General features: G+C 60.1%; 23 protein-coding genes. 9 read left to right on the plus strand and 14 right to left on the minus strand.

Features of this window, described 5'->3' with window-relative positions; all coding sequences use genetic code 11:
• Nucleotides 1-36: 36 nt before the first annotated feature.
• From ilvD to FGO67_RS04140, 3 genes are all read left to right on the plus strand, one after another.
• The gene (ilvD, locus tag FGO67_RS04130) at nucleotides 37-1,713 is read left to right on the plus strand and encodes a dihydroxy-acid dehydratase (RefSeq protein ID WP_203299435.1); all 1,677 of its coding nucleotides are present in this window, start codon (nucleotides 37-39) and stop codon (nucleotides 1,711-1,713) included.
• Between the two features lie 98 nt (nucleotides 1,714-1,811).
• On the plus strand, nucleotides 1,812-2,744 hold the full coding sequence (gene pbpG, locus FGO67_RS04135; RefSeq protein WP_238942160.1) for a D-alanyl-D-alanine endopeptidase: 933 nt from the start codon (nucleotides 1,812-1,814) through the stop codon (nucleotides 2,742-2,744).
• 23 nt (nucleotides 2,745-2,767) lie between these two features.
• Entirely contained in the window at nucleotides 2,768-3,247 is a 480-nt protein-coding gene (locus tag FGO67_RS04140; RefSeq protein WP_203299436.1) for an asparaginase domain-containing protein, read from the plus strand.
• A 25-nt stretch (nucleotides 3,248-3,272) separates the two neighbouring features.
• On the opposite strand, the gene rsuA is transcribed toward FGO67_RS04140, so the two are convergent.
• The 3 genes from rsuA to FGO67_RS04155 are packed head-to-tail and all read right to left on the minus strand — an operon-like array spanning nucleotide 3,273 to nucleotide 6,259.
• Nucleotides 3,273-3,968: a 16S rRNA pseudouridine(516) synthase RsuA gene (gene rsuA / locus FGO67_RS04145; RefSeq protein ID WP_203299437.1), complete on the minus strand. Its 696-nt coding sequence runs from the start codon at nucleotides 3,966-3,968 to the stop codon at nucleotides 3,273-3,275.
• 2 nt (nucleotides 3,969-3,970) lie between these two features.
• Complete coding sequence (locus FGO67_RS04150) at nucleotides 3,971-4,999, minus strand: metal-dependent hydrolase (RefSeq protein ID WP_203299438.1); 1,029 nt, start codon at nucleotides 4,997-4,999, stop codon at nucleotides 3,971-3,973.
• 6 nt (nucleotides 5,000-5,005) lie between these two features.
• The gene (locus FGO67_RS04155; RefSeq protein ID WP_420844490.1) at nucleotides 5,006-6,259 is read right to left on the minus strand and encodes a lytic murein transglycosylase; all 1,254 of its coding nucleotides are present in this window, start codon (nucleotides 6,257-6,259) and stop codon (nucleotides 5,006-5,008) included.
• A gap of 241 nt (nucleotides 6,260-6,500) precedes the next feature.
• Here FGO67_RS04155 and FGO67_RS04160 point away from each other — a divergent pair, with 241 nt between their 5' ends.
• Nucleotides 6,501-7,331, plus strand: a complete 831-nt coding sequence (locus FGO67_RS04160; protein WP_203299439.1) for a response regulator — start codon at nucleotides 6,501-6,503, stop codon at nucleotides 7,329-7,331.
• Nucleotides 7,332-7,334: 3 nt separating this feature from the next.
• Here the strand turns inward: FGO67_RS04160 and phoR are convergent, their stop codons facing one another.
• The 5 genes from phoR to FGO67_RS04185 form a co-directional block, all read right to left on the minus strand.
• Complete coding sequence (phoR, locus tag FGO67_RS04165) at nucleotides 7,335-8,660, minus strand: phosphate regulon sensor histidine kinase PhoR (protein ID WP_203299440.1); 1,326 nt, start codon at nucleotides 8,658-8,660, stop codon at nucleotides 7,335-7,337.
• Nucleotides 8,661-8,704: 44 nt separating this feature from the next.
• The gene (gene phoB / locus FGO67_RS04170) at nucleotides 8,705-9,397 is read right to left on the minus strand and encodes a phosphate regulon transcriptional regulator PhoB (RefSeq protein WP_203299441.1); all 693 of its coding nucleotides are present in this window, start codon (nucleotides 9,395-9,397) and stop codon (nucleotides 8,705-8,707) included.
• A gap of 75 nt (nucleotides 9,398-9,472) precedes the next feature.
• Entirely contained in the window at nucleotides 9,473-10,360 is an 888-nt protein-coding gene (ubiA, locus tag FGO67_RS04175; RefSeq protein ID WP_203299442.1) for a 4-hydroxybenzoate octaprenyltransferase, read from the minus strand.
• An 82-nt stretch (nucleotides 10,361-10,442) separates the two neighbouring features.
• A complete protein-coding gene (locus FGO67_RS04180) occupies nucleotides 10,443-11,024 on the minus strand; it encodes a chorismate--pyruvate lyase family protein (protein ID WP_203299443.1) in 582 nt (193 codons plus the stop codon).
• A complete protein-coding gene (locus FGO67_RS04185) occupies nucleotides 11,005-11,562 on the minus strand; it encodes a hypoxanthine-guanine phosphoribosyltransferase (protein ID WP_203299444.1) in 558 nt (185 codons plus the stop codon). Before FGO67_RS04185 ends, FGO67_RS04180 begins: the two co-directional genes overlap by 20 nt.
• 282 nt (nucleotides 11,563-11,844) lie before the next feature.
• On the opposite strand from FGO67_RS04185, the gene FGO67_RS04190 reads away from it, so the two are divergent.
• The 3 genes from FGO67_RS04190 to FGO67_RS04200 are packed head-to-tail and all read left to right on the plus strand — an operon-like array spanning nucleotide 11,845 to nucleotide 14,095.
• Complete coding sequence (locus FGO67_RS04190) at nucleotides 11,845-12,012, plus strand: rubredoxin (RefSeq protein ID WP_008173532.1); 168 nt, start codon at nucleotides 11,845-11,847, stop codon at nucleotides 12,010-12,012.
• An 18-nt stretch (nucleotides 12,013-12,030) separates the two neighbouring features.
• Nucleotides 12,031-13,185: an NAD(P)/FAD-dependent oxidoreductase gene (locus FGO67_RS04195; RefSeq protein WP_203299445.1), complete on the plus strand. Its 1,155-nt coding sequence runs from the start codon at nucleotides 12,031-12,033 to the stop codon at nucleotides 13,183-13,185.
• A gap of 55 nt (nucleotides 13,186-13,240) precedes the next feature.
• Nucleotides 13,241-14,095: an acyl-CoA thioesterase gene (locus FGO67_RS04200; RefSeq protein WP_203299446.1), complete on the plus strand. Its 855-nt coding sequence runs from the start codon at nucleotides 13,241-13,243 to the stop codon at nucleotides 14,093-14,095.
• On the opposite strand, the gene FGO67_RS04205 is transcribed toward FGO67_RS04200, so the two are convergent.
• From FGO67_RS04205 to FGO67_RS04215, 3 genes are all read right to left on the minus strand, one after another.
• On the minus strand, nucleotides 14,092-16,659 hold the full coding sequence (locus tag FGO67_RS04205) for an EAL domain-containing protein (protein WP_203299447.1): 2,568 nt from the start codon (nucleotides 16,657-16,659) through the stop codon (nucleotides 14,092-14,094). The genes FGO67_RS04200 and FGO67_RS04205 overlap by 4 nt on opposite strands.
• A gap of 103 nt (nucleotides 16,660-16,762) precedes the next feature.
• Entirely contained in the window at nucleotides 16,763-17,209 is a 447-nt protein-coding gene (locus FGO67_RS04210) for a flavodoxin (RefSeq protein ID WP_203299448.1), read from the minus strand.
• 84 nt (nucleotides 17,210-17,293) lie between these two features.
• The gene (locus FGO67_RS04215; protein WP_203299449.1) at nucleotides 17,294-18,397 is read right to left on the minus strand and encodes a GGDEF domain-containing protein; all 1,104 of its coding nucleotides are present in this window, start codon (nucleotides 18,395-18,397) and stop codon (nucleotides 17,294-17,296) included.
• 207 nt (nucleotides 18,398-18,604) lie between these two features.
• Here FGO67_RS04215 and FGO67_RS04220 point away from each other — a divergent pair, with 207 nt between their 5' ends.
• Entirely contained in the window at nucleotides 18,605-20,164 is a 1,560-nt protein-coding gene (locus FGO67_RS04220; RefSeq protein WP_203299450.1) for an inorganic phosphate transporter, read from the plus strand.
• Between the two features lie 99 nt (nucleotides 20,165-20,263).
• Nucleotides 20,264-20,530: a hypothetical protein gene (locus tag FGO67_RS04225; RefSeq protein ID WP_041340099.1), complete on the plus strand. Its 267-nt coding sequence runs from the start codon at nucleotides 20,264-20,266 to the stop codon at nucleotides 20,528-20,530.
• A 206-nt stretch (nucleotides 20,531-20,736) separates the two neighbouring features.
• Here FGO67_RS04225 and panP read toward each other — a convergent pair whose 3' ends face one another.
• From panP to FGO67_RS04240, 3 genes are all read right to left on the minus strand, one after another.
• Nucleotides 20,737-22,413, minus strand: a complete 1,677-nt coding sequence (gene panP, locus FGO67_RS04230) for a pyridoxal-dependent aspartate 1-decarboxylase PanP (RefSeq protein ID WP_203299451.1) — start codon at nucleotides 22,411-22,413, stop codon at nucleotides 20,737-20,739.
• A gap of 193 nt (nucleotides 22,414-22,606) precedes the next feature.
• Nucleotides 22,607-22,945, minus strand: a complete 339-nt coding sequence (locus tag FGO67_RS04235; protein ID WP_203299452.1) for a DUF503 domain-containing protein — start codon at nucleotides 22,943-22,945, stop codon at nucleotides 22,607-22,609.
• A 152-nt stretch (nucleotides 22,946-23,097) separates the two neighbouring features.
• A complete protein-coding gene (locus FGO67_RS04240; protein WP_203299453.1) occupies nucleotides 23,098-24,798 on the minus strand; it encodes an isovaleryl-CoA dehydrogenase in 1,701 nt (566 codons plus the stop codon).

Raw genomic sequence — 24,798 nt, forward strand, 5'->3', positions numbered from 1 at the left:
TTTAGTGGGTTGAACGCCGGCCCTGAGGAGATTCTGATGACTGATGATAAACGTCGCCGCCATTCATCCCAGGTGGTTGATGGCATCGGAAAATCGGCCAGCCGGGCCATGCTGCGCGCGGTTGGTTTCAATGATGATGACTTCAAAAAACCTCAGGTGGGCATCGCGTCTACCTGGAGTAATCTCACCCCCTGCAACATGCACATTGATGGCCTGGCCCGGCAATCCGCCGCGGGTGCCGATTCGGCCGGTGGCAAATCCCTGATTTTCAACACCATCACGGTCTCTGACGGCATTGCCAACGGCACCGAAGGCATGAAGTATTCCCTGGTGTCCCGGGAGGTCATTGCTGATTCGATTGAAACCGTGGCCGGCTGTGAGGGCTTCGATGGCCTCGTGGCCATCGGTGGCTGTGACAAGAACATGCCCGGCTGCATGATGGGGCTGGCGCGATTGAACCGGCCATCGGTGTTTGTCTATGGCGGGACGATCATGCCGGGCGAGAACCACACCGATATCATCTCCGTTTTTGAAGCCGTGGGAGCCCATGCCCGTGGTGACCTGGACCTGATTGAGGTGAAACAGATCGAGGAAACCGCCATTCCCGGCCCGGGTTCGTGCGGCGGTATGTACACCGCCAACACCATGGCCTCGGCCATTGAGGCCATGGGGATGAGTCTGCCCGGCAGCTCGGCCCAGAATGCGGTCTCTGAAACCAAGGAGGCAGACTGTCGCGCCGCCGGTGCCGCGGTGCTGGAACTGTTGGAGCGCGACATCAAACCGTCCGACATCATGACTCGGCAGGCCTTCGAAAATGCCATCGCCGTGGTTATCGCCCTGGGCGGTTCCACCAACGCCGTGCTGCACCTGTTGGGTATGGCCAGCACCATTGGCGTGCAGCTGGACCTGGAGGATTTCGTCGAGATTGGTAAACGCGTGCCGGTGCTGGCGGATCTGCGTCCGAGCGGCCACTACATGATGTCCGAGCTGGTGGCCATCGGCGGCATTCAGCCGTTGATGAAAATGCTGCTGGAGCGTGGCCTGCTGCACGGTGACTGCCTGACGGTCACCGGTAAGACCCTGGCCGAGAATCTGGCCGACGTGGAGCCTTATCCGGAAGGGCAGGACATCATTCGTGCGTTCGACAACCCAATCAAGGCCGACAGCCACCTCCGCATCCTCTATGGCAACCTGGCCCCCACCGGTTCGGTGGCCAAGATCACCGGCAAGGAAGGCACCAGCTTTACCGGCCGGGCGCGGGTGTTCCATTCCGAGGAAGAGGCCCAGGAACGAATTCTGGACGGTACCGTGGTGGCCGGTGATGTGCTGGTGATTCGCTACGAGGGCCCCAAGGGTGGTCCGGGCATGCGCGAAATGCTGAGCCCGACCTCCGCCATCATGGGCAAGGGGCTGGGTAATGACGTAGCCCTGATTACCGATGGACGGTTCTCAGGTGGCAGCCACGGTTTCGTGGTCGGCCACATTACTCCAGAAGCCGCCGAGGGCGGCCCGATTGCTTTGGTTGAGGATGGCGACACCATCACCATCGATGCTGTCAGCAATCGAATCGAGCTGGATGTGTCCGAACAGACCCTCGAACAACGGCGTCAGAAATGGCAGGCACCGGCGCTTCGGTTCGAGCGCGGGGTGTTGGCCAAATACGCACGCACAGTCAGTTCGGCGTCCAAAGGTGCGGTTACCGATCTGCCATGATTGCGCTGGCTTTTGGCTGATATAATCAGGCCAAAATACATTCGGGCGGGTCGAACGCCTGCCCGGATTAAGCCATAGAACACAGGAACGGAACCATTTTGAACTCAGGTTTTGCGCGGTCCGGCGTGCGCGACGTGATGACTTGCGTCGTTTATCTATTGCTACTTGCCCTGCCCGTGGCCGCTTCTGCTCAGCAGGGCCCGAACCTGGCCTCGGTTAACGCTGCAGCAGCCCTGGTGGATGAGGATGGCCTGCTGTTTGGCAAGCACGCCGATCGCCCGGTGCCGATTGCGTCGTTGACCAAGGTGATGACGGCGCTGGTGGTGCTGGATTCCGGTGAGCCACTGGATGAATGGCTCACCTTCAAGAAACGGCATACCCCGGCGGCTGCCAACGCCTACAGCCGGATACGAATTGATTCCGAGATGCAGCGCTCCGCGGCGCTGCGCATTGCCCTGATGTCGTCTGAAAATTTCGCTGCCTACACTCTGGCCCGCAGTCACCCCGGGGGCTTTGATGCCTTCATTGAGGCCATGAACGCCAAGGCCAGAGAATTAGGCATGACCGGTTCCCGCTTTGTCGATCCAACCGGATTGTCGGTGGACAATGTCTCCACCGCGGCCGATCTGGTAAAGCTGGCAAAGGCGGCGCTTCGGCACCCGGAAATTCGCGAGTACTCCACCACCGGCTATTATCGGGCCTGGTTTCGTAGCCCCCGCTATAGCTTGTCTTTTGGTAATACCAATGCCCTGGTGCACCGTGACAGCTGGGGTGTGACCCTGAGCAAGACCGGCTACCTCAGTGATGCGGGCCGGTGCCTGGTGATGGTCTCGAAGATGAATGGCAAACAGGTGGTGACCGTGCTGCTGGATTCCCTCGGCACCCGCTCACCCATGGGCGATGCCGGCCGCATCAAGCGCTGGCTGGACACCGGCGCCAAAGGCCAGGTGGCCAAGGCGGCCCGACGCTATGAACAGTCAAAGAATGCGGCCTACGCGGCAGCCAAAGATAACTCCGTCAGCACCAACTGACGCCAACAGGAAATCGAGCCGTCATGATCCAGATTTTCACCACCGGTGGCACCATCGACAAGGTGTATTTCGACGCCAACAGTCAGTTCGAAGTGGGGACTTCGCTGTTGCCGGAGTTGTTGGCCGAGTCCAATATCCACGACGGCTACCGGGTGCAGGAACTGATGCGCAAGGACAGCCTGGAAATGACCGATGCCGATCGGCAGGCGGTGCTGGAGGCGGTGTCCGCCTCCGAGTGCGACCGGATCCTGATCACCCATGGCACCGATACCATGCCCGACACCGCAGCTGCATTGGCCAAGCTGGAAGGTAAGACCATCGTGCTGATCGGTGCCATGCAGCCGGCCCGCATGCGCCGAACCGATGCTCTGTTCAATATCGGCTTTGCCTGGTCGGCTGTGCAACTGTTGTCGCCGGGTGTGTACATCGCCATGAACGGCGAAGTGTTTGAGGCGGGGGCTGTGCGTAAGAACCTGAAAGCCCAGCGGTTCGAGCGGACCTGAGCCGCGTCTGGCCCGAGCCTTAATCTTAACCGACTGAAGCCACTTCCTCAGCCGTCAGCTCCCGGAACTCGCCGGGGGCCAGTGTCGGATCCAGCGCAATGCTGCCGATGCGCCTGCGATGCAGAGCTTCCACGTGATTGCCCACCGCTGCCAGCATGCGTTTGACCTGATGGTAGCGGCCCTCCGAAATGGTCAGCTCTATCACCTTGTCCTCCACCATTCGAACCTGTGCTGGCCGGGTAGGGCTGGGGTCATTGCGCAGCAGCAGCCCCTGTTCCAGCGCGTGGGCTGCCTCCCTGGTAAGCGGATCACTCAGGCTGACCCGGTAGGTCTTTGGACATTCCACCCGCGGCGAGGTCAGCCGATGCGACCACTGGCCGTCGGTTGTCAGCAGCAATAACCCCGTGGTGTCCATGTCCAGCCGACCGGCGATGTGCAGGGTGTGGGCCATGTCGCTTGGCAGCAGGTCCAGTGCGGTGGGGTGATCGCTGTCTCGGGTAGCACTGACCACGCCAGCCGGTTTGTTCAACATCAGATAGCGCTCGCCAGGCAGGCTGCAGGCTTGCCCATCCAGCGTGACCTCAACCGTCGCCGATATCTTGGTATTGGCCGATTTACAGGGCTGGCCATCAAGGTGCACCCGCCCGGCAGTGATGGCGCGCTTGGCCTCCTTCCGTGACAGCTCAGTGCTGGTGGCGATGAACTGATCCAGCCGCGTCATGGTCAGCAGCTTTGACCCGGTGCCGGGGTGGCCAGGTCGGCCAGGCAGATAACCGGTGCTTCACCGGTGAGCCGCGCCCAGAGCAGGCCGAGTGCCTGCGGATCAAGCGGCGGGCGCGGTTTCTGACTGCTGTTGACTGGGTGCAGGGCATCGCCATTTTGCTGCGCCAGCACAAAGGTAAACGGATGGGCCCCCGGAATACCCAGGCGGATGTCGGTGGCGGTAATCTGGTTGCCCGCTACGCGGTAATCCAGAAAACCCCGGGTGAACCACTCGAGTCGCTGGGCCTCGGGAAACTCAGCTACCGCCTGGGCCAGGTCCGGGCGGCGTGGAAAGTACTCCAGATTCAGCGGCGTATTGCCATCAAAGAAGCCCGTGACAATCTCCACGTGATCGTGCTCGGTGAGCGCGGTAGCGCGCCAGAGCACGGTGTTGAACGGCATGGGCTGGATCAGCACGCGGGATTCCTGCAGCCCGGCTTCGGTCAGCGCCGGTTGTATCCGGTCGCTGATCACTTGTTGCGCGAACAGGGTCCAGCCGAGGTACAGGCTGGACAGCACCAGCCCAGCTGCGATGGCGCCAGTGGCCGGTGGCCGGAGCAGAAAGGCCAGGCAGCCGGCCAGCAACGGCAGGGTGTAAAGCGGATCAATGATAAAGATGCTGTTGAGAGCGATCGGCCCACCGAGCGGCCAGAACAACTGGGTGCCGTAGGTGGTAAAGCTGTCCAGGATTGGATGGGTGATCAGCACCAGCATGGTCAGCGCCAGCCAGCGCTGAAAGCCCAGCGCCGGTCGCCAGCGCCAGAGACCCCAGGCCAGCACAATCGCCAGTGGAATCAGAACAAACAGGGAATGGGTAAACCCGCGATGCTGGGTGAAGTTGGCAACCGCCGAGCCGTAGTCCAGCACGACATCCAGATCCGGCAGGGTGCCAAGGGCGGCCCCGGTAATCAGCGCGGTCCGGCCCAGAGTCTTGCCGGCTACTGCGCCGGCAATGGAGGCACCCAGTGCCATTTGGGTTATGGAGTCCATGGTCGGTTACCGGTCGGTAGTGATCCCCAGTTTGTCGAGTACGGTCTGCCCCGGGTAGCCGTCGGCGACCAGGCCAGAGGCGGACTGGTACTTCCGGATGGCTGAGCGGGTTCCCGAGCCAATGATGCCATCGGGTTTACCGCTGTCGAACCCGCGTTCGTTCAGCGAGCGCTGCAGGTCGAGAATGGCGTCCCGGGACAGGGCGGGCACGTCCTCCGGCGGCGGATTTTGCAAACCACCGGCGCCAGCGACGCGATCGGCCAGGTGACCAACGGCAATGGCGTAGAACTCAGAGCGGTTCCAGCCCATGATCACCTTGAAGTTGTGATAGGCCAGGAAGGCCGGCCCTTCGTGTCCCGCCGGCACCACCAGCGAGGCTTCAATCGGCTCATCGGCCAAGGCTTTGCCAAAGGCATCGGTGATGCCCAGTTCCCGCCATTTGCTCAGTGGCAGGCGACGACCATCGGCCAGGGCGTAATCAAACTGCTGGGGCAGCAGGACTTCCCGGCCCCAGCGATAGTCCGGGTTCCAGCCCATGGATTCCAGAAACTTGCCGGCGGACATCATGGCATCTGGCAGGCTGTGCCACAGGTCCCGCTTGCCATCGCCATCGGCGTCGACGGCGTGTTTGAGAAAGACGGTTGGCATGAACTGCACGTGCCCCATGGCGCCGGCCCAGGAACCTTCCATCTGCTTGGCCGGAATAGCGCCTTCATCAATGATGCGCAGGGCAGCGATCAGCTGTTCGGTAAAAAAGCTGCTGCGCCGTGGGTCGCAGGCCAGGGTGGTCAGGGAGCTGGGCACCGACATCTTTCCGAAGTAACTGCCGAAGTTAGTCTCCAGACCCCAGAAGGCAACCAGGTAGGGTGCCGGTACGCCGGTTTCTGCAGTAACCCGGGCAAGAAGCTCGCTGTGCTGCTCGAGCAACATCCGGCCCTTGCTGATGCGGTCCTCGTTCACCCGTCGGCCCAGGTAGTCGGCGAAGGTGGTGGTGAACTCCGGCTGCCGACGGTCCAGCTCAATGACACGGCCCAGGTGCTCAACGTCGGCCATGACCGAATTGGCCGTTTGCTGGCTTACGCCGGCCGCAATCGCCCGGTCCGCGAGCCGTGCCTTACATTCGCCGAAGGCGTCGGTGTTGACTGAAGTGGTGGTGTCCTGGCCGAAGGCGGGCAAAGCCAGGGTGGTCAGCAGACCGGTGATCGACAGGCGAAAAACGGTACTCCGTAGGGGCAGAATCCTTGCAAACGCGTTCAGCACACAAAACCTCGGCACAATTACGATGGTGTGAAATTCCCGGAGCCCATGGTAGCGCGTTTTGGAACGACAGAAATACCGTCCGGGGCCCTTCCGAGTGACAATTGTTTAACGTCGGGGTTCCGCTGTTTGGATCACTCTGTGCCGTTTGTCGTCTTTTTGTTGCTGCGGGGTTTCCGGCACCGCCCTTTGTTTTATAGTGGAGTGACAACAACGAGCCTGTGGATAACGTAAGGTCTGAATAATGGCAACGCTGAAAGCGCTGGTGGTAGACGATGCCAGCTTCGTAAGGGATCTGGTCAAACGCACAGTGCGTCAGCGGTTCCCGGTCATTGAAACCACCGATGCCCAGAATGGTCGGCGTGCCCAGTCATTGATGTCCCGCACGGCCTTTGATCTGGTGCTCTGCGATTGGGAGATGCCGGAGATGTCCGGGCTGGAGCTGCTCCAGTGGATGCGCCAGCAGCCCCAGTACCAGAACGTACCCTTCATCATGATCACCAGCCGGGGCGACAAAGACCACGTTATCGAAGCGGTCAAAGAAGGCGTGTCGGAATATCTTGGCAAGCCCTTTAGCCCCGAGGGTCTGAGCAAGAAGATCATCAAGGTGATGGGCGGTAAGCTGAAAAACGCCATGGAGCGGGGTGGTAAATCCATGGAGAGCCCGGTGGATGCGTTCAAGGAATCGGCGACGCTGTTGACCCAGAAGCGGGAGCCAGCCCCGGAGCCCGTCGCTCAGCCATCCCCGGCCCGAGCCTCCCTGACGCTGGCCTCGGTACGGTTCTCAGACAGCACCCTCAAGTCCGTAATCAAAGACATCAACCTCACTGAAGTACGAGTGCTGGCCAAGCGTGACCAGGTGTTCCCGGGCATTCTGGACCAGGCCGTCGTCGATATCGAGATCGCTGAGGGGCAGATGGCCCGCCTGAACGGCTATGTTCATCAGTTGCAGGCAGTCGATAAACGCCAGGACACCGATTTTGTCAGTGTCACCATCCGGTTTGTCGATGAAGACCCCAAGAAACTGGAAGACCTGTCCCGCTTTGTCGCCCGTTTCCGGGCCGGTTCCCGTTAGCCGTCAGGCGTCGAAATCGGTCTTCTCGGGCACTCGCTCAATCAGGCGCTCCCGGGGGAAGTGGCAGATGAATTCGCTTCCGGCACCAATACTGCTGCGAATGTTCAGGGCGCCATCGTGGTTCAGCAGCACGTGCTTGACGATGGCCAGGCCCAGACCGGTGCCGCCGGTATCTTTGTGGCGGCTGGGATCGGCCCGGTAGAAGCGCTCGGTCAGCCGGGGGATATGAATCGGGTCAATGCCGATGCCGGTATCCTTGACCGACAGGTGAGCGCCATCACGATCGCTGAACCAGCTGACAGTAATCTGGCCCTTGGGCGGGGTGTATTTCACCGCGTTGAAAATCAGGTTGGAAAACGCGCTGCGCAACTGGCTTTCGTCTCCCCGCAACAGACGCCTGTCACTCACTTGAACCGAAAGCTGGTGCTGTTTATCGCCACTCAGGGCCTGGGCGTCGCGGCAAATCTGTTCCAGTAGCTCCTCAACGTCGGTCAGGCTGTCGTGGACAGTCTGCTCCCCGGTTTCGATCTTGGACAGCAGAATCAGATCGGTAATCAGCGCTTCCATTCGGGACGACTGGGCCGACATGGTGTTGATGGCACGGCGCCATTTCGGTGGCAAGTCTTCAGCGTTGTCCACCAGGGTTTCCAGATAGCCGCTGATCACCGTCAGTGGCGTGCGCATCTCGTGGGAAACATTGCCGACGAAGTCGCGGCGCATCTGCTCAAGCTGGTACAGGCGGGTCACATCCTTGGCAACAATCAGCCGGTCGTCGTCACCAAACAGGCTGATCTGGATCTGCAGGTGAATGTGGGGTTTGGCCGGTGAATGAATTTCCAGGGGCTCTCGGTAATCGCGGGAGTCAAAGTAGCTTTTGAAAGCCGGCGTGCGAATCAGGTTGTGGATGAGCTGGCCCTGGTCGGTGGTGCGACGGAAACCGAGCAGGTATTCCGCGGAGCCGTTCCACCATTCCATCGCACCTCGGTGATTGGTCATGACCACGCCGTCGCGCATGGCGTTGGTGGATTCCTGAACCCGATTGATCTGGGCCCGGAGCCGGTCCTGGGTTTTCAGATGGGTCTGATGCAGTCTGTGCAGGTGGTCGAAGATGTCGCCCCACAAGCCGACACTCTGGGGCGCCTGCTCAGACGCATTGGGATTGCCAAGCCATTTGTACAGGCGCCCGGTCTGTTTCAGCGTCCACCACAGATACACCGTCACGGCGAAGGTAAACCCGTAAATGGGAGAACCCAGGTACAGGCCAATCAGCGTTGCGCCGATGATCCCGATAATTATGAAACGGACATGCCGTGACCAGTTGTGTTGCATCAAACGCTGCCTTGTTTCATGAACGGGGCTGATGCCCGAGTCGGCTAGGCGGCTTTGGTAGAGAACCGGTAGCCCGCGCCTCTTACCGTCTGGATCAGGCTGTCGTACCCGTCTCCCAGTGCCTTGCGTAGCCGGCGGATGTGGACATCAACGGTTCGTTCTTCTACGTAAACATTGCCGCCCCAGACCTGATCCAGGAGTTGGGAGCGAGTGTAGACCCGCTCCTGGTGCGTCATGAAGAACTGGAGCAACCGATATTCGGTCGGCCCCATCGTCAGTTCACCCTCGACGGTAGTTACCCGGTGGCCGACCGGGTCCAGGGTGAGGCCATTCACTTCAATGGGCGTGTCGACGCCCGGCGGAGTCGCCCGGCGCAGTACCGCTTTCAGCCGGGCCACCAGCTCGCGGGGGCTGAACGGTTTGGTAATGTAGTCATCCGCGCCCACTTCCAGGCCCTGGATCTTGTTGTCTTCTTCCACCTTGGCGGTGAGCATGATGATTGGAATATCCGCGGTCGCCTCTTCTCTTTTCAGGCGTCGCGCCAGTTCAACGCCGCTGGTGCCAGGCAGCATCCAGTCCAGCAGGATCAGATCGGGCAGTTTGTCGACGATCAGGGCGTGGGCTTCCCGGGCATCCTTTGCCTCTATGTAGTCGTAATCCGCCATTTCGAGGGCCACCGCGATCATTTCCCGGATGGGTGCCTCGTCATCGACGATCAGGACAGTTTTTCCAGACATAAGCTAAACCTGTGTCAGACCATGATGTATTGCTGTCTCATTACACAGCCACAATATGACAAGTATATGACAGCCTCAGGCAATCATCAGGTCAAGCACCAGCCCGCTAAACACCGAGAAGCCGGCCCAGTTGTTGTTCAGGAAGGCTCTGAAGCAGCCTTCCCGGGACCGCTCACGGGCCAGGAACTGCTGGTAGATGAACAGGCAGGCCATGCCCACCAGGCCCAGGTAGTAGATGCTGCCAAGCTCGGCATGGCTGCCGACAATCATCAGGATCAGCACCACCATGGTCTGCAGGATGGCAATGATGATGCGGTCGGCTTCACCAAACAGGATGGCGGTGGATTTGATGCCCACTTTCAGATCGTCGTCGCGGTCGACCATGGCGTAGAAGGTATCGTAAGCCACGGTCCAGAGCACGTTGGCGGTAAACAGTAGCCAGGTAATCTGGCTGAGGCCATCGGCTTCGGCGGCCCATGCCATGGGAATGGCCCAGGAAAACGCCGCCCCCAGAAACAGCTGGGGCAGGTGGGTGTAGCGTTTCATGAACGGATAGATAAACGCCAGCAGTGCCCCGCCGAAGGAGAGGTACAGCGTCAGGGTGTTGGTGAACAGCACCACCATCAGAAACGAGATCAGGCACAGGCCGGCAAACAGGGCTACGGCTTCCCAGGCTTTGATGCGCCCCGCCGTCAGGGGGCGATCCTGGGTGCGTTTGACGTGACGATCCCAGTCCCGGTCGGCGAAATCGTTAATGGCACAACCGGCGGCCCGCATGAAGAACACGCCCAGGGTAAACACGATCAGGTTGCCAATGGCGGGGCTACCATCGCCGGCCAGCCACAGCGCCCAGTAAGTCGGCCATAAAAGCAGCAGGCTGCCAATCGGGCGGTCTATCCGCAGCAACCGGGCGTAGTCGGCAAGCCGGTTCTGGAGATGATCGGGCATGGCGTCGAGAAGCATAGGCTTGATCCGTGTGCAGATGCAGGTGAGCGGGTGATGCCCGGATTATAGCCAGTGCTGGGTAGGGGATGAAAGGCGACGGTCAGTTGAACAGGTCGGGAAGCAGGTATTCACCGACCAGCAGGCATTGCTGGCGGTGGCAGAACATCGAGCGTCGGGCCATGGCCGGCTGGCCACTCACAACCCGATTGCACAGTCCGGTTTCCAGCGGGCCACGCTGCCAGTCCGGGCTGCTGAACAGATAGGCGCCCAGGGGGCGGTTGCCAAGGTGGCGCAGGCGCCGCCCCCGGCCTTCCAGACAGGCCAGTGGGATAATGGTTCGGGCCAGCACCCAGGGCTGGCCGTCGCCACAGAGCCGGACTTCGCGAATCCAGGCCCGCTGCCGGGCCGGTAGGCCGAGGTGCTGTGCTTCTTCCTGGGTGGGGACTGCAAAACCTTCGTGTTGCACCTCAACGTGGAAGGTCTCGGTGCACTGGCGTTGCAGGGCCCGGGTAAACGAGCCCTCCACCTGCAACCAATACCTGGCCGGGCCGTGCACCTGGGGATTACGGAGCCCGGCTGCGGCCAGAGACCGGTACCAGTCCGTCGGGGGGATAGTCAGGCGACGCTTATCGGAGTGACCGGAGGTCGGGTGGGCGCCGGTGTCAAAGTCCTTTGACGGCATAAATTCCAGGCGCGTTGCGCCAGTAGCCCTTGTAGTCCATGCCAAAGCCGAACAGGAAGCGGTCTTCTACTTCCAGGCCAGTGAAATCCGCTTTCAGCCCGGGCTGGGCCTTGCGATCGTGCTGCTTGTCGACCAGAACTGCGGTCAGAACTTCCTTGGCGCCATGAGCCCGACAGTAATCGGCTATGGCACACAGCGTCGTACCTTCATCGAGAATATCGTCAACGATGACAATGGTGCGGTCCTGCATGTCCGCTTCCGGACGCAGTTTCCACTCGAGGATGCCTCCGGTGGTTTCCTGACGGTAACGAGTGGCGTGCAGGTATTCGGCCTGCACCGGAAATTTCAGCCGAGTCAGCAATTGGCCGGTCAGGATGAGACCACCGTTCATGACACAGAAAAGCAGGGGGTTGCTGTCTTTCAGGCGGTCGGTAAGCGCGTCAGCCAGGTTGCCAATGGCGGCATGCACCTGCTGTTCATCGACCAGGCAGTCGGCTTCGGCCATTACCTGATTCATTTCGGCGACGGTATCGGTCATAACGGTCGGTCCTGTCGTAAAACGGGCGATTATACCGGAGAGGGGCGCTCGAAGGGAGGGGCAGTGTCGGGCCGATTGTCTGTATTTATGGCTATTGGCAGAAAACCCCGTAAGTGTCCGTCGATGCCGGCATTGGTCAATTCCGGGGTGATGGGTATGATGGCTGCCTGACTAAAACGGTTGGCCGTGCGGTGACGCAGGCCACTGTAAACCAAACTAAACAGTTGCGCGCATAATTGTCAGACAATTATTATCGCGTTCTGATCAATCGGGAGAGTAGTAATGAAGAAGTGGCAGTGTGTGGTGTGCGGGCTGATTTACGACGAAGCCGAGGGCTGGCCGGAAGACGGTATCGAGCCCGGCACCAAGTGGGAAGATGTGCCGGAGGACTGGGTTTGCCCGGACTGTGGCGTGGGTAAAGAAGATTTTGAAATGATTGAGATTGGCTGACCCCCTTGGAGTACGGATATGACTGAACAGGCCCCCATCGTTATCGTCGGTACCGGGTTGTCCGGCTATTCGCTGGCGCGGGAAATGCGCAAGCTGGACAAGGAACAGCCCATTGTCATGGTGACCGCCGATGATGGCGTCAGCTACTCCAAGCCCATGTTGTCCACGGGCTTTACCAAGGGTAAGGACGCCGATGGTCTGGCGCAGGCCTCCACCGATGCCATGGCCGAGCAGCTGAACATCGAGCTGCGCACGTTCGCCACTGTGACCGGGATCGATACCGAGGCCAAGGCACTGTTGCTGGGTGAGGAGCGGCTTGAATACAGCAAGCTGGTGCTGGCCTGGGGGGCTGATGTTATACGGCTGTCGATCGACGGCGATGGCTTTGAACATGTGTTCTCAATCAACGACCTGATGGATTACCGTGCCTTTCGCAAGGCGTTGGCCGGCGGCAAGCGGGTGGCGATCATGGGTGCTGGCTTGATCGGCTGCGAATTCGCCAATGACCTGCGCAATGGCGGCTACGAGGTTGATGTGATTGCACCCTCGGATGTGGTCATGCCTGGTCTGCTGCCAGAGCCGGCCGCTGCGGCTGTTCAGCACGAGCTGGAAAACCTGGGCGCGCGTTTCCATCTGGAAACCGTGGTCGAGCGCATTGATCGTGCCGAGCAGGGAGTCTCACTCACGCTCGCCAACGGTGAGGTTGTGCATGCGGATCTGGTGATTTCCGCGGTTGGTCTGCGCCCGCGCACCGAGCTGGCCCACGCTGCCGGTATCGAGACCGGGCGCGGTATCACGGTCAATCGCGCGCTGGAAACCTCGGCTCAGGATGTTTACGCCCTGGGCGATTGTGCCGAAGTGGACGGCCATGTGCTGTTGTATGTGTTGCCTCTGATGGCCTGTGCCCGGGCCCTGGCGAAAACCCTCGCCGGCGAACGCACGGAAGTGAAGTACGGCACCATGCCGGTAATGATCAAGACGCCTTGCTGCCCGACTGCGGTGTGCCCGCCGGCACCGGAGGCCGACGGCGAATGGCGCGTCGAGGCCGAGGGTTCGGATGTCAAAGCCCTGTTCCGCAGTCCCGAGGGTGAGGTGCTCGGATTTGCTGTGACCGGGCGCTTTGCCTTGGAGAAACAGGCGCTGTCCAAGGAAGTGCCGCCCATTCATCAGTGATCCCGGGGCGCGGCACGCAGCGTCTTCACAGAGTAGGAAATTGACAGGAGCAGGCATGCTTGAGGTAACGAAAAAGCTGGTCGATCTGCTGGATCTGTCGCCGATCGGCGATGACCACTTTCAGGGTGACAGTGAAGACCTGGGTTTTCCCAATGTCTTCGGCGGCCAGGTACTGGGCCAGGCCCTGATGGCGGCCAGCCGCACCGTTGAGGGTCGGTTGTGCCACTCCCTCCATGCCTATTTCCTGCGCCCGGGCAATCACAGCATGCCCATCGATTACGAGGTTCAGCGGGTGCGGGATGGCGGCAGCTTTTCCGTGCGCCGGGTGATTGCGCGCCAAGGCGGCAAGGAGATCCTGACCGGTTCTATGTCTTTCCAGGTGTCAGAGCAAGGCTTCGAACACCAGCTGGCGATGCCCGACGCCCCAGACCCGAATACCCTGAAGTCCGAGCACGAGTGGGGCCAGATAATGGCGCCGAAAGTCCCAGAGCGCATGCGTGATTCGTTCACCCGCGACCGGCCCATCGAGATTCGGCCGGTTGATCCGATGAACCCGTTTCAGCCGGAAAAGCGCCCGCCGCACAAGCAGAGCTGGTTCCGGGCCCAGGGACCGCTGCCGGACGACCCAGTGTTGCACCGGTGCCTGCTGACGTACGCCTCGGACTTCCAGTTCCTGGGTACCTCACTCAACCCCCATGGCGTGACCTTCATGAGCAAGAACATGCAGGTAGCCAGTCTGGATCACGCCATCTGGTTTCATCGAGATTTCCGCATGGACGAGTGGCTGCTTTACGACAAAGACAGCCCCAGCGCATCAGCGGGGCGGGGTTTTAACCGTGGCAACTTCTTCAATCAGCAGGGTGGCCTGGTCGCTTCGACCACCCAGGAAGCCCTGATCCGTCAGCGCTAATTTATCAGCGCTTCAGGGAACTCCGACATCTGGCTGGCCGACTGGCGCAGCCAGTCGAGGGCATCGTTGAAGGGCAGGGGACGGGACAGCAGGAAGCCCTGAATCATGTCGCAGCCCATTTCCCTGAGAAGCTGGGCGGTAGTCTCGTCTTCAACGCCTTCTGCCACCACCGAATAACCAAGACTGTGACACATGTCGATGGTGGTCTGGACGATCACCCGGTCTTCGGCCCGTGTGGCCAGTTCAGCGATCAGTGATCGGTCTATTTTGATTTCGTTGGCAGGCAACTGCTTGATATAGGACAGCGATGAGTAGCCCGAGCCAAAGTCATCGATCGAAATCGGTATGCCGTTGGTGTTCAGCTGCTTCAGCGCGGTCAGGGAATTCGCCGGGTCCTGCATCATGGAGGTTTCGGTAACCTCAAAGGTTATTCGGCCCTGGTGCTCCGGGACACTGCGCATCAGGCGCTGCACGTAGCTGGGGAAATCCGGCTCTCGCAGATTATTGGGGGAGATGTTGACGGCAATGCCGATGTTCCAGCCATGCTCCAGTAGCCCGCTGCGCATGGCCAGAGCCTGTTCCAGGACCCAGCGGGTCAGCGGTTTGATCAACCCGGTCTGTTCCGCCAGTTCGATCACTTCGTCCGGGCGCAACTGACTTTGTTTGTCTGGCCAGCGGATCAGAGCTTCCATGCCGACCACCTCACCGCTGGTCAGCGACACCTTGGGTTGCAGGTGCAGCGCCAGGCTGTTGTTGATCAGGGCCTGGCGTAATTCCGAGACAATGGTCAGTCGGTCGGCACTGAATGAGTCCCGGGATGGTTTGTAGTAGGCCATCCCTCGCTCCTTCGCCCGCTCGGAACCGGCGGCAATGGCAGCGCGGCGAATCAGGGTGTTGGTGTCGGCGCCATGGTCAGGAAACATGGCGACGCCCAGGCGGGCATCCAGCGGCACCTGCATGCCCAGATAGTCGATTGGATAGCGGATATCCTCGAGTGTTTTGATCACTTCGCGAGGCGTTTCCCGGGTAACTTGCGCATCCACCACAAAGGCAAAGGTCTGCGGGTCCAGGAAAGTGAGGAAGTAACTGCGCTCGTCGGTCAATTCTGTGGCGATGGCGCCGGGCAGATTACGAATGGCGGCGTTGTAGTGCTTGGAGGCCAGCGCCAGGATGTGATCGCTGTTGCGGTGGCCCAGGGTCTTGGTGACCGAATCCTGGTTGTTCAGGTGAATGACGGTGATAGCGTAGCTTTTTTCCGGGCTGCGCATCATCAGGTCGTTCAGCATCATTTCAAAACTGCTGCGGTTGGGCAGCCCGGTCAGGGGGTTGTGGAGTGCATGGTCCATCAGCTTGAGTTCTGCCGATCGGCGAGCTGCCATGGCTCGCAACTCAGCTTCTCGTGCTTCTACCTTGTTTTGCCGTTCCTGAAAAATTCGCACCGCCAGGGCCATGGCCAGCAGGACCGCTTGCACCGCCGAGCCAATCTGCATGCCGTAGACTGTCACGAAATTATTGGGTAGCAGGCCGTACTTGTTCGCGGCCGTGATCGCAGTTCCCAATGTTAAAGCGCCCCAGGCCAACGAATAATAGGCAGCCTGTCGGTTACCTCGCAGCCACTGCTGGGGCCCAATCAGCGTAAGAACCAGGTTGGTGGGGATGGACAACGCCACCACCAGCCGTATAGCGGTGTTGTAGTCGGCCACAAAGGTGGCCAGCCCCGCTGCCGCGTTCACGGCCATGGCCAGTGCCAGCGTGCGCTTCAAGGCGATGCTGGTTTTGCCCAAGTTCAGGAACGCCTGAGAGAACCACAGGGTAAAGATCATGGCGGCAGGAACGCTCAGCAGCATGGCGCGGTTCTGAATGTCGGGGCTGGTAGGCCAGAGCACCTGAAAAGAGATGCCGTTGAGGGTGCCAATGAGCAGCAGGTAGCTCAGTGTCGACAGCACGTAGAGCAGGTAAACCCGCTCCCGCAGAGCCACAAAGACGAATAGGTTGAACAAGATGGCGGTTATCAGGATACCGTAATAGACCGCATGTACCTGATCTTCGATAAAGGAACTTTCGAAAAACGACTGGTCATTCCAGAGCGTGAGGGGGACCTGCATTGCGCCGCTGGAGCGAACTTCCAGCACAATCTGATACTCGGCGTTGTTTGGCCGTTCAAAAGGGAACAGAAAGTGCCGATGTAGAATTGGGCGTTGCTGGAATGGGAATTTGTCGCCGGTGGTAACGGTGTGAACTACGGTGCCTTTTTCGATCAGAAAAAACCGGATCTGGTCGAGGTGCGAGTAACTGATTTCCAGCAGATTCAGGTTCGGCTGGTCAGGAACTGGCAGTTTCAGCCAGAGGGTATCGGGGATGTAGCCGAAATTGGGGCTCCTGTCTGCCAGCGGCTGCCATTGGCTGGAAGCCAGGAGCTCGCTGGCGGACGTTTCTGTGCCCGGCGGTACGGTCAGGTAGCTGGTCTGGGGGGATTTAACAACGTCGGCCCCCCAGCCTGGCTGAGCGATCGCGAACAGCAACAGCACGGTTGCACAGAGTTTTGACCAAAGGGTAAATGTCACGCAGTACCGCTTTCTTGTTTTCGTTATGGTTTCGAGTATGGCTGCTCACGGACCCGGGCTCAAGACCTGGCGCCGGTATTGGTCGTCGCTTTACGGCATTAGCTCAGATTTTTTCCAGCCACTCCCTAACCCAGGGCAATGCCTCGGCTTCCGGTTCGGTGGTCTCCAGTGCATCAATGCGCAAGGTGTCGCCGACTTTACGTGCGGCGGTTTCGAACAGAGCTTCCTCCATCAGGTCGCCGGCACCGCAGAACGTATCGCCGTAAGAGCTGTCACCCAGGACAATTACGCCGAACGGCCGGCCAGGTTGCTGGGGCAGTTGATCGCGCAGGGCGACATAAAAGGGCAGCAGGTTAGCCGGCACTTCACCCTGGCCGGTGGTGGAGGTGCACACCAGCAGCGCATCGTCATTGCCGGTAATGTCCTCGAGCGCAGGGTTTTCAAGCACCGTTACGGTGTGGCCCTCGGCATCCAGGGTTTTCTTGATGTCTCGGGCGGTCAGCAGGGCGCCCCCGTATACACTGCCCACCAGAATACGTATAGCTGTCATTGCGGTTCCTGTTTGCTGGTAACACCCGGCTCGGGGCGACGAAATTGGTTTGGACATCGATCATAAAGACCGTTGTCGGGTCACTCAACCATCAACGTCGGCGGCTTTGTTGGTGAGCCGGCTGCGAACCCGGGGGGCAATCCGGTTGCGGCCATCTTTCTTGGCGCTGTACAGGTAGATATCGGCCTGTTTCAGCAGTTCGTCGATGGAGCCGGCCTTGGCGATGGAGCAGACGCCGGCGCTGATGGTCACCGGCAGTTCGGCGTTACGGAACCGGAACGGCGTTTGGGCAACTTCCGAGCGCAGCCGTTCGGCCAGGGTCAGCGCCTGGAGCAAGGAGGTGTCGGGCAGCAGAATCAGGAATTCTTCACCGCCCCAGCGAGCCGCAACGTCGGTTTGTCGGATGACGGTTTGCATCAGTGCCGAGAACGCCTTGAGCACCTCATCGCCGGCATCGTGGCCGTGCTTGTCATTGATGCCCTTGAACAGGTCCAGATCGATGAGGGCGATGGAAAAATGATGCCCGGAGCGCTGGTAGCGGGAAAACTCCGCGCTCAGCCGGTTGTGCATGTCGCGGCGGTTGGACAGGCCGGTCAGTTCGTCGGTCTTGGCCGCCTGTTCATGGTTCTGTGCCAGTGTGACCAGTTCGCTGCGTGCTTTCAGGCGACTGGCTTCAAGCACGAAGCACAGAACCGATTCAAAGGTCAGGGTGGCAAAGAAGCGGATCTTGAAATCGAGGCTGTATTCCGCGCTCACCATGGGCAGCCCGGGGAATTGGAAGACAATGACGGCAACCAGGTAACAGAACAGCAGCACCGCGGTGCCGGTCTTCAGGCTGGTCAGGTAGAACAGCAGTGGTGGAAACACGTAGAACCAAAGCGGCCCGGTATTACTCTCCCCGCCCGAGGCGATCAGGTAGGTGAACAGCAGCCAGACCATCAGCAGCAGGCCGCCCTTCTGTGCGGCTCGGTTTCCGGTTTGGGCGAAGTGCGCCATGTTGATGATCACCACCAGGGCGAAACCCCAGAGCACCCAGGCGTGGCTATGGTGTTCGGCGTACCAGGCCTTGGCGCCAATGCCGACCAGAAACAGAATGGCCATAGCGGACAACCAGGTGATCAGACGTGATAGCTGGGCGTCTTCACGCTCTCCATCGGCGAGCGGGCCTGTGATCGACTGGTTGGACATGAGCACCTTGAGGCGAGTTTTTGTACTTTTTGACGCATTTTTTCAGATTATGAGCCAATTAGCGGTAGGTTTGCATCCGTTGGCTGGTCATAATGTGATCTGGGTGAACATTGGCCGTTTTATTTCAATTTGATGGCAAAAAATTTATAGTTGCGCCCGGAACACAACGTCATTTTCCCATTCAGACCAAGCGAGACCCAATCTCTTATGGCCCGTTCAACCGGACTTTTGGATACTCTCCTCACCAGCCCCACCACGGAACGGTATAGGGTCGGATTCAGCCTGCTGTTTCTCCTCGGCGTATGGCTGACCGTTGGTTCTTTCAGTCAGGGCATGCCCAATAGCATGTTGCTGATGGCGGCTGCCGTTATCGGCGGCTACATGGCGATCAACATCGGTGCCAACGATGTTGCCAACAACGTCGGCCCGGCCGTTGGTTCGGGCGCCCTGTCACTCGGCGCCGCCGTCATTATAGCGGCAATTTTCGAATCGGCCGGGGCGTTGATCGCCGGCGGCGATGTGGTCTCCACCATCAAGGGTGGCATCATCGATCCGTCCTCGTTGAGCGACAGTCAGTCCTTCGTTTGGTTGATGACGGCTGCACTTCTGGCCGGCGCGCTCTGGCTTAATCTGGCTACCTGGATGGGGGCACCGGTTTCCACCACGCATTCTATTGTTGGTGGTGTTCTGGGTGCCGGTATTGCGGCCGGCGGCTGGGGTATTGCCGATTGGGCTGTGATGGGCAAGATTGCCGCCAGCTGGGTGATCTCACCAGTGCTGGGTGGCGCTATGGCGGCACTGTTCCTGTTCTTGGTCAAGAAAACCGTCCTCTACCGCAAGGATGTAATTCCGGCGGCGCGCACCTTCGTGCCGATACTGGTGGCGATCATGGCCTGGGCCTTTGGCACCTACCTGATGATCAAGGGTGTCAAAAAGGTTGTGAAGGTCGACTTCCTGGACGCGGCCCTGATCGGCCTGCTGGCGGCTGCGATCGTCTATTTCGCGGTCCGCACCCTGGTCGGCCGTCGCGCAGCGACCATGGAGAATAATGCCGCCGGTGTGAACACACTGTTCACCTGGCCATTGATCTTCGCAGCCGCGTTGCTCAGTTTCGCCCACGGCGCCAATGACGTCGCCAACGCCATTGGTCCGCTGGCGGCGATCAACGATGCGCTGTCATCCGGTGGCGTAGTGACCTCCGCCAGCATCCCGCTGTGGGTGATGATGGTCGGTGCCCTGGGTCTGGCGGTTGGTTTGATGCTGTTCGGCCCCCGCCTGATCAAGACTGTGGGTAGCGAAATTACCGAGCTGGACAAGACCCGCGCCTTCTGTGTCGCGCTCTCGGCCGCCTTGACCGTTATCGTGGCGTCCCAGCTGGGGCTGCCGGTCAGCTCCACCCACATTGCCATCGGTGGCGTGTTCGGTGTTGGCTTCCTGCGGGAATACCTGAAGTCCAACTACGCGACCCAGCTGCACAAGATCATGGAGCACCATGATGAGGACGAGCAGAAGCGTCTGAAGCCGTTCCTGGATAACTTCCGCGATGCCTCCGTTGAGGAGATGGAAGATCTGCTGAAGCAGGCCAAGAAGAAAAAGCAGGTGCCGCTGTCGAAATCCGAGCGCAAGCGCCTGAAGAAGATTTACCGGGAAGAGATGGTCAAGCGGTCGCACTTGTTCAAGATCGCCGCAGCCTGGATCATCACGGTTCCGGCCTCCGCAATCATGGCCGCCCTCCTGTTCTTCACCCTGCGCGGGCTGATGATCTGATCCGGTAGGCTGGCTGTCTCTGGCCACTTTGGCCATACTATTTAGCAAGAACGGGGGCGCGTCTGTGCCCCCGGCAACCGATTATCCGTGGAGTGAACAATGAGTACATCTGTTGAAAGCCAACAGGCCAAGATGATTGATGAGTTGAGGGTGTTCATCAAGAAAGTCTTGAGCGAGCCGACCATCGCCGTCAAGTCCATGGAAATTGCCCGCAAGTATCGCAACGAGCCCAATGCGAACGAGATCATCGCCCGGGAAATCAGCGCGAATACGACGATCCGGATTCCGGAGAGCTGGAGCAAGGCGGACCACATGTTTCTCGATATCATCCACGAGGTGCTGGATGACGAAGAGGCGCTTTACTAAGGCTGATTCACATATCGGAGCGGGGAGGCCAGGTGCCGGACCCAAACCGTGCGGAGCCATGGATGGCGGAGCCGAGCGTACAGGGAGGTATTTACAGCGTGTTTGGGGCCGGTATCTGGACTTGCCGCAGGCTAACTCCATGGCTCCGCACAATTTTTGAAACGCCCCCCGGCCAACTCATCCGAAGTTCTCGGGGGTAGTCAGGTTTAGGCCTGCTTGGCACTCAGTTCGTGCTGCTTCAGCACCGCATCGGCCATCTGATGCAGAATCCGCATTTCGTCCTCAATCCCTTCTTCCGCCGACAGCTCCCGCTGTTCGATCAAGATATCGCTCAGGATTTCCCGCGTGGTTAGCGGGTTCGCCAGAACCACCCGGAACACGATGCACGGAAAATGGTAGTAGCGTGAAGGTTCCAGCCGGGTCCGTGAGACAAAGGCCTTGCCCCGCTCGCGCTGGGTTTTCTGGATGAACTTGGTGATGCGGTTCAGACAGGTATTGAGCTTTTCCGCTTGCAGCGGATCCGCTATTTTCAGGGCGTTCTGGACAGATTCCGGACAGTAGCGGTAGGTCAGTATGTTCAGCTCGGGCTTGGTGATCAGCTCGAAATCTGGCTCGGCATTGATCATCTCCGCAAAGGTATGGGCTTTCTCGATGCCCTGATCGATCAGAATCTCATAGCCTTCCCGCGCAAGAATCTTCAGGCCCGAGTGAATCAGCATCGACATGCCCGGGCGGGAGCCCTCCAGAGTGGTGCTGCCAAGATCCCGGGAGCCCTTACGGATGATGTACTGGGCGTGATGCTCGACGGCACTGGCCAGGCTCGGATCCTTGAACACCACCAGGCCAACACCCATGGGCACATAGAGCTGCTTGTGGGCATCGAAGGTGACTGAGTCGGCCTTCTCGATGCCTCGCAGCAGGTGCTTGTGAGAGCGGGAAAACAGGGTGGGGCCACCCCAGGCAGCGTCCACGTGGAAGTGGGCGCCGAATTCCCGGGCTATGTCAGCCATGCCATCGAGGGGGTCGACGTTGCCGGTTTCGGTGGTGCCCGCCACGCCACAGATGGCCATGACCTTGATCTTCTGGCGATGCAGCTCCAGGCATTTGTCCCGCAGGGCGTCGGTCTGGATGCGGTTGTCGTCGTCGGTGTCCACCGGTACCAGGGCTTCGCGGCCGAGGCCGAGTACGTCGGCGGCTTTGCGCAGGGAGTAATGCCCGCGTCGGGATACCACGATGGCGGCGCCTTCATAGCCATAGTATTTCAGTGCCCGGAACAGGCCTTCCTGATGCAGACCGCGGAAGCTGCCCTCGGCCGGGAAGGCACGGTTGCGCGCGACCCACAGTGCGGTCAGGTTGGCAACCGTGCCGCCGGAGCACATGGCGCCCAGGGCATAGCGGGGGTCGTGCATCCACTTGCGATAGAAGGCGCCGTCTTCTTCATAGACCAGGCGGTGAATCATGCCCAGGACCTGGCGCTCCATGGGCGTGAAGGCCTTGGAGGTCTCGGTTTTGACCAGGTTCTGGTTCAGCGCAATCATGATTTTCGACAGCGGCAGCATGAAGTACGGCAACGCGGACGTCATGTGACCGATGAAGGCGGGGGAGGCGGTGTGGACCGAGTTGGCCACCAATTTGTCGAGCAGAAATTGCGCCTGCTCAGACACGAAGACGGGTTTTTCCGGGATGGCGTAGTCGGAGAAGTTCTTTTCGACGTCCGACAGGTCCCGTTCAACCGCAACAATGTGTTCCTGCAGAAAACCGGCAAGGTTGTTGGAGATGTTCTGGTCGATCCGGCTCAACGTGGATTCCGGAGCCTCGGGCACCGTGAACACGCGATACATCGCCTCGACTGAGGCCTGGGCGGATTTTTTCTTTCCGGTCATAGGTACCACACATGTTCAGCGGTTATCCGCTGGGCCGATTCCGAACGCCCGACGGATATGGCCGGAGTGTCGGTCCGGCGATTCAAAACTGGCCACCTGCGGTCAGCAGGCGCTCTGAGATCCCTGAAGAGCGGTAGTATACGGACTGGCGAAGTCATGCGCTACAAGGCCCATTTGTAGTGTAGATAGTGGCTCAGAGAATTTCCCGGTGCACGTCCAATATGGCCGCGTCTACGCGCTCTTCAATGGCCTTTTCAACCTGATCGAGGCGTTGGGTGATCTGCTGGGATGAGGTGCCAAGGGCCGCGATGGTCCAGGTCGCGCAATCCAATGCATCCAGGTCCGCGGTCTCCGCAACGGCCAGGTCTGGCTCTTTGCCCCACACTGCGCGCAGGGCGGTAAAGACCTTGCGCTTGGCCTTGAGGTCTTCGCAGCCATAGAGCTGGAAGTGCAGGGTCAGTACACCCACGTGCGGGGTAATCACCGGCTGTGCGCTGGACTGGTTCAGTAGTTTTCTCAGGGCTTCAGACATTTTAATCCGTGCATGAGGGGCCGGGGCGAAGTCTCTGAAACCCGCTCAAGCACGTCCATGTGACGCTTGAGCTCCGCCATCCATGGCTCCGCACAGTTTCAGAGACTCCGCCCCGCCTCCTCCTTGGCTTGCTTCAGGGACGTTTAATATCCTTAGCCTACTACAGGTGTTGCCCGTTTGATAATGGCCGCTGCATCCGTGCCCGAAGGCAGGTTGCCGTAATTCATGCCGCCGGCTGATTGCAGGCGTGAGGCGCAGAAGGCGTCGGCAACTGCAGGGTCGGAGTGGCGCAGCAGGAGGGATCCCTGCATGACCAGCGCCATGCGATCAACCAGGTTGCGGGCCCGGTACTGGATATCGCTGAGGTCGCCGAAATCCTGCTGCAGCTGGGCCAGGAACAGATCGAAACGGCGGTCGGCACCTTTGGCTTCGGAGGCTTCGCGGAAGAACGCATCCAGGGTTTCCGGTTCTTTTTGCAGTGCGCGGAGGGTGTCCAGGCACTGAACGTTACCGCTGCCTTCCCAGATGGCGTTGACCGGTGATTCCCGGAACAGCCGGGGCATGATGCAGTCTTCCATCACGCCGCTGCCGCCGATGCACTCCATGGCCTCGTAGGCGTGGTTGGGGGTGCGCTTGCAGATCCAGTACTTGCCAACCGGCGTGGCCAGGCGTGCCAGCAGGCGTTCGTGTTCCTGGTCCTGATTGTCCAGGGCGCGGGCGATTCGCAGGGTGTAGGCCAAAGCCGCTTCGCTTTCCACCGCCAGATCGGCCAGGACATTTTGCATCAGGGGTTGCTGGTTCAGGCGGTTGCCAAAGGCGCTGCGATGGCGACAGTGGTGGGTGGCCTGTGCCACCGCCTGGCGCATGCCAGCGGCGCTGCCGATCATGCAGTCAAAGCGGGTCATGGCCACCATTTCAATGATGGTCGGCACGCCTCGGCCTTCTTCGCCAACCATCCAGGCCAGGGCGCCGCGCAGTTCCACTTCGCTGGAGGCGTTGGCGACGTTGCCCATCTTGTTTTTCAGACGCTGGATCTGCCAGGGGTTCTTGCTGCCATCGGGGCGCCAGCGGGGCATCAGGAAGCAGGACAGGCCGCCGCGGGAGTGCGCCAGCACCAGGAAGGCGTCGCACATGGGAGCCGAGACAAACCACTTGTGGCCAACCAGTTCGTAGGCCTGACCCGGGCCCTCGGTGCCGACCGCGAAGGCCTTGGTGCTGTTGGCGCGGACATCGCTGCCGCCCTGTTTCTCGGTCATTGCCATGCCGATGGTGACGGAGGCTTTCTGGCTGTCGGGTATGTTGCGCGGGTCGTAGCTGTTGGCAAGGATGCGCTGCTCCCAGTCCCGGGCCAGCTCGGGCTGTTTCCGGATGGAGGGGATGGCGGCGAACGTCATGGTGATGGGGCAGCCGTGCGCAGCTTCTACCTGGGAGTGCATGAAGTACTTGGCGGCCCGGGCCACGTGGGCACCCTTGCCAGGATTGGTCCACGGGCTGCTGTGCAGGCCATGTTCCAGGGCAATGGTCATCAGGTCGTGGTAGGCCGGGTGAAATTCCACCTCGTCGGTGCGGTGACCGAAGCGATCGTGGGTCTGGAATACCGGCTTGTTGCTGTTCGCCTTGAAGCCCAGATCAATGGTGGCTGCAGCGCCTGCGAGTGCGCCAAACGCTCTTAATTCCGGCGTGGCAGCGTCGGCACCCTCCCGGATGACCGCTTCCTGCAGAGCCGTGTCCTGCTCGAACAGGTTGTAGTTCTCCAGTGCCGGGGGCTGGTTGACCACTTCGTGGGTGCTGGCCAGGTATCGGTCTTCCGAGCCGTTCGTTGGAGTCTCGGGGTGAGGCTGCCGCGCGTTCAT

The sequence above is a fragment of the Marinobacter sediminum genome (assembly GCF_016820575.1).
Classification (GTDB): domain Bacteria; phylum Pseudomonadota; class Gammaproteobacteria; order Pseudomonadales; family Oleiphilaceae; genus Marinobacter; species Marinobacter sediminum.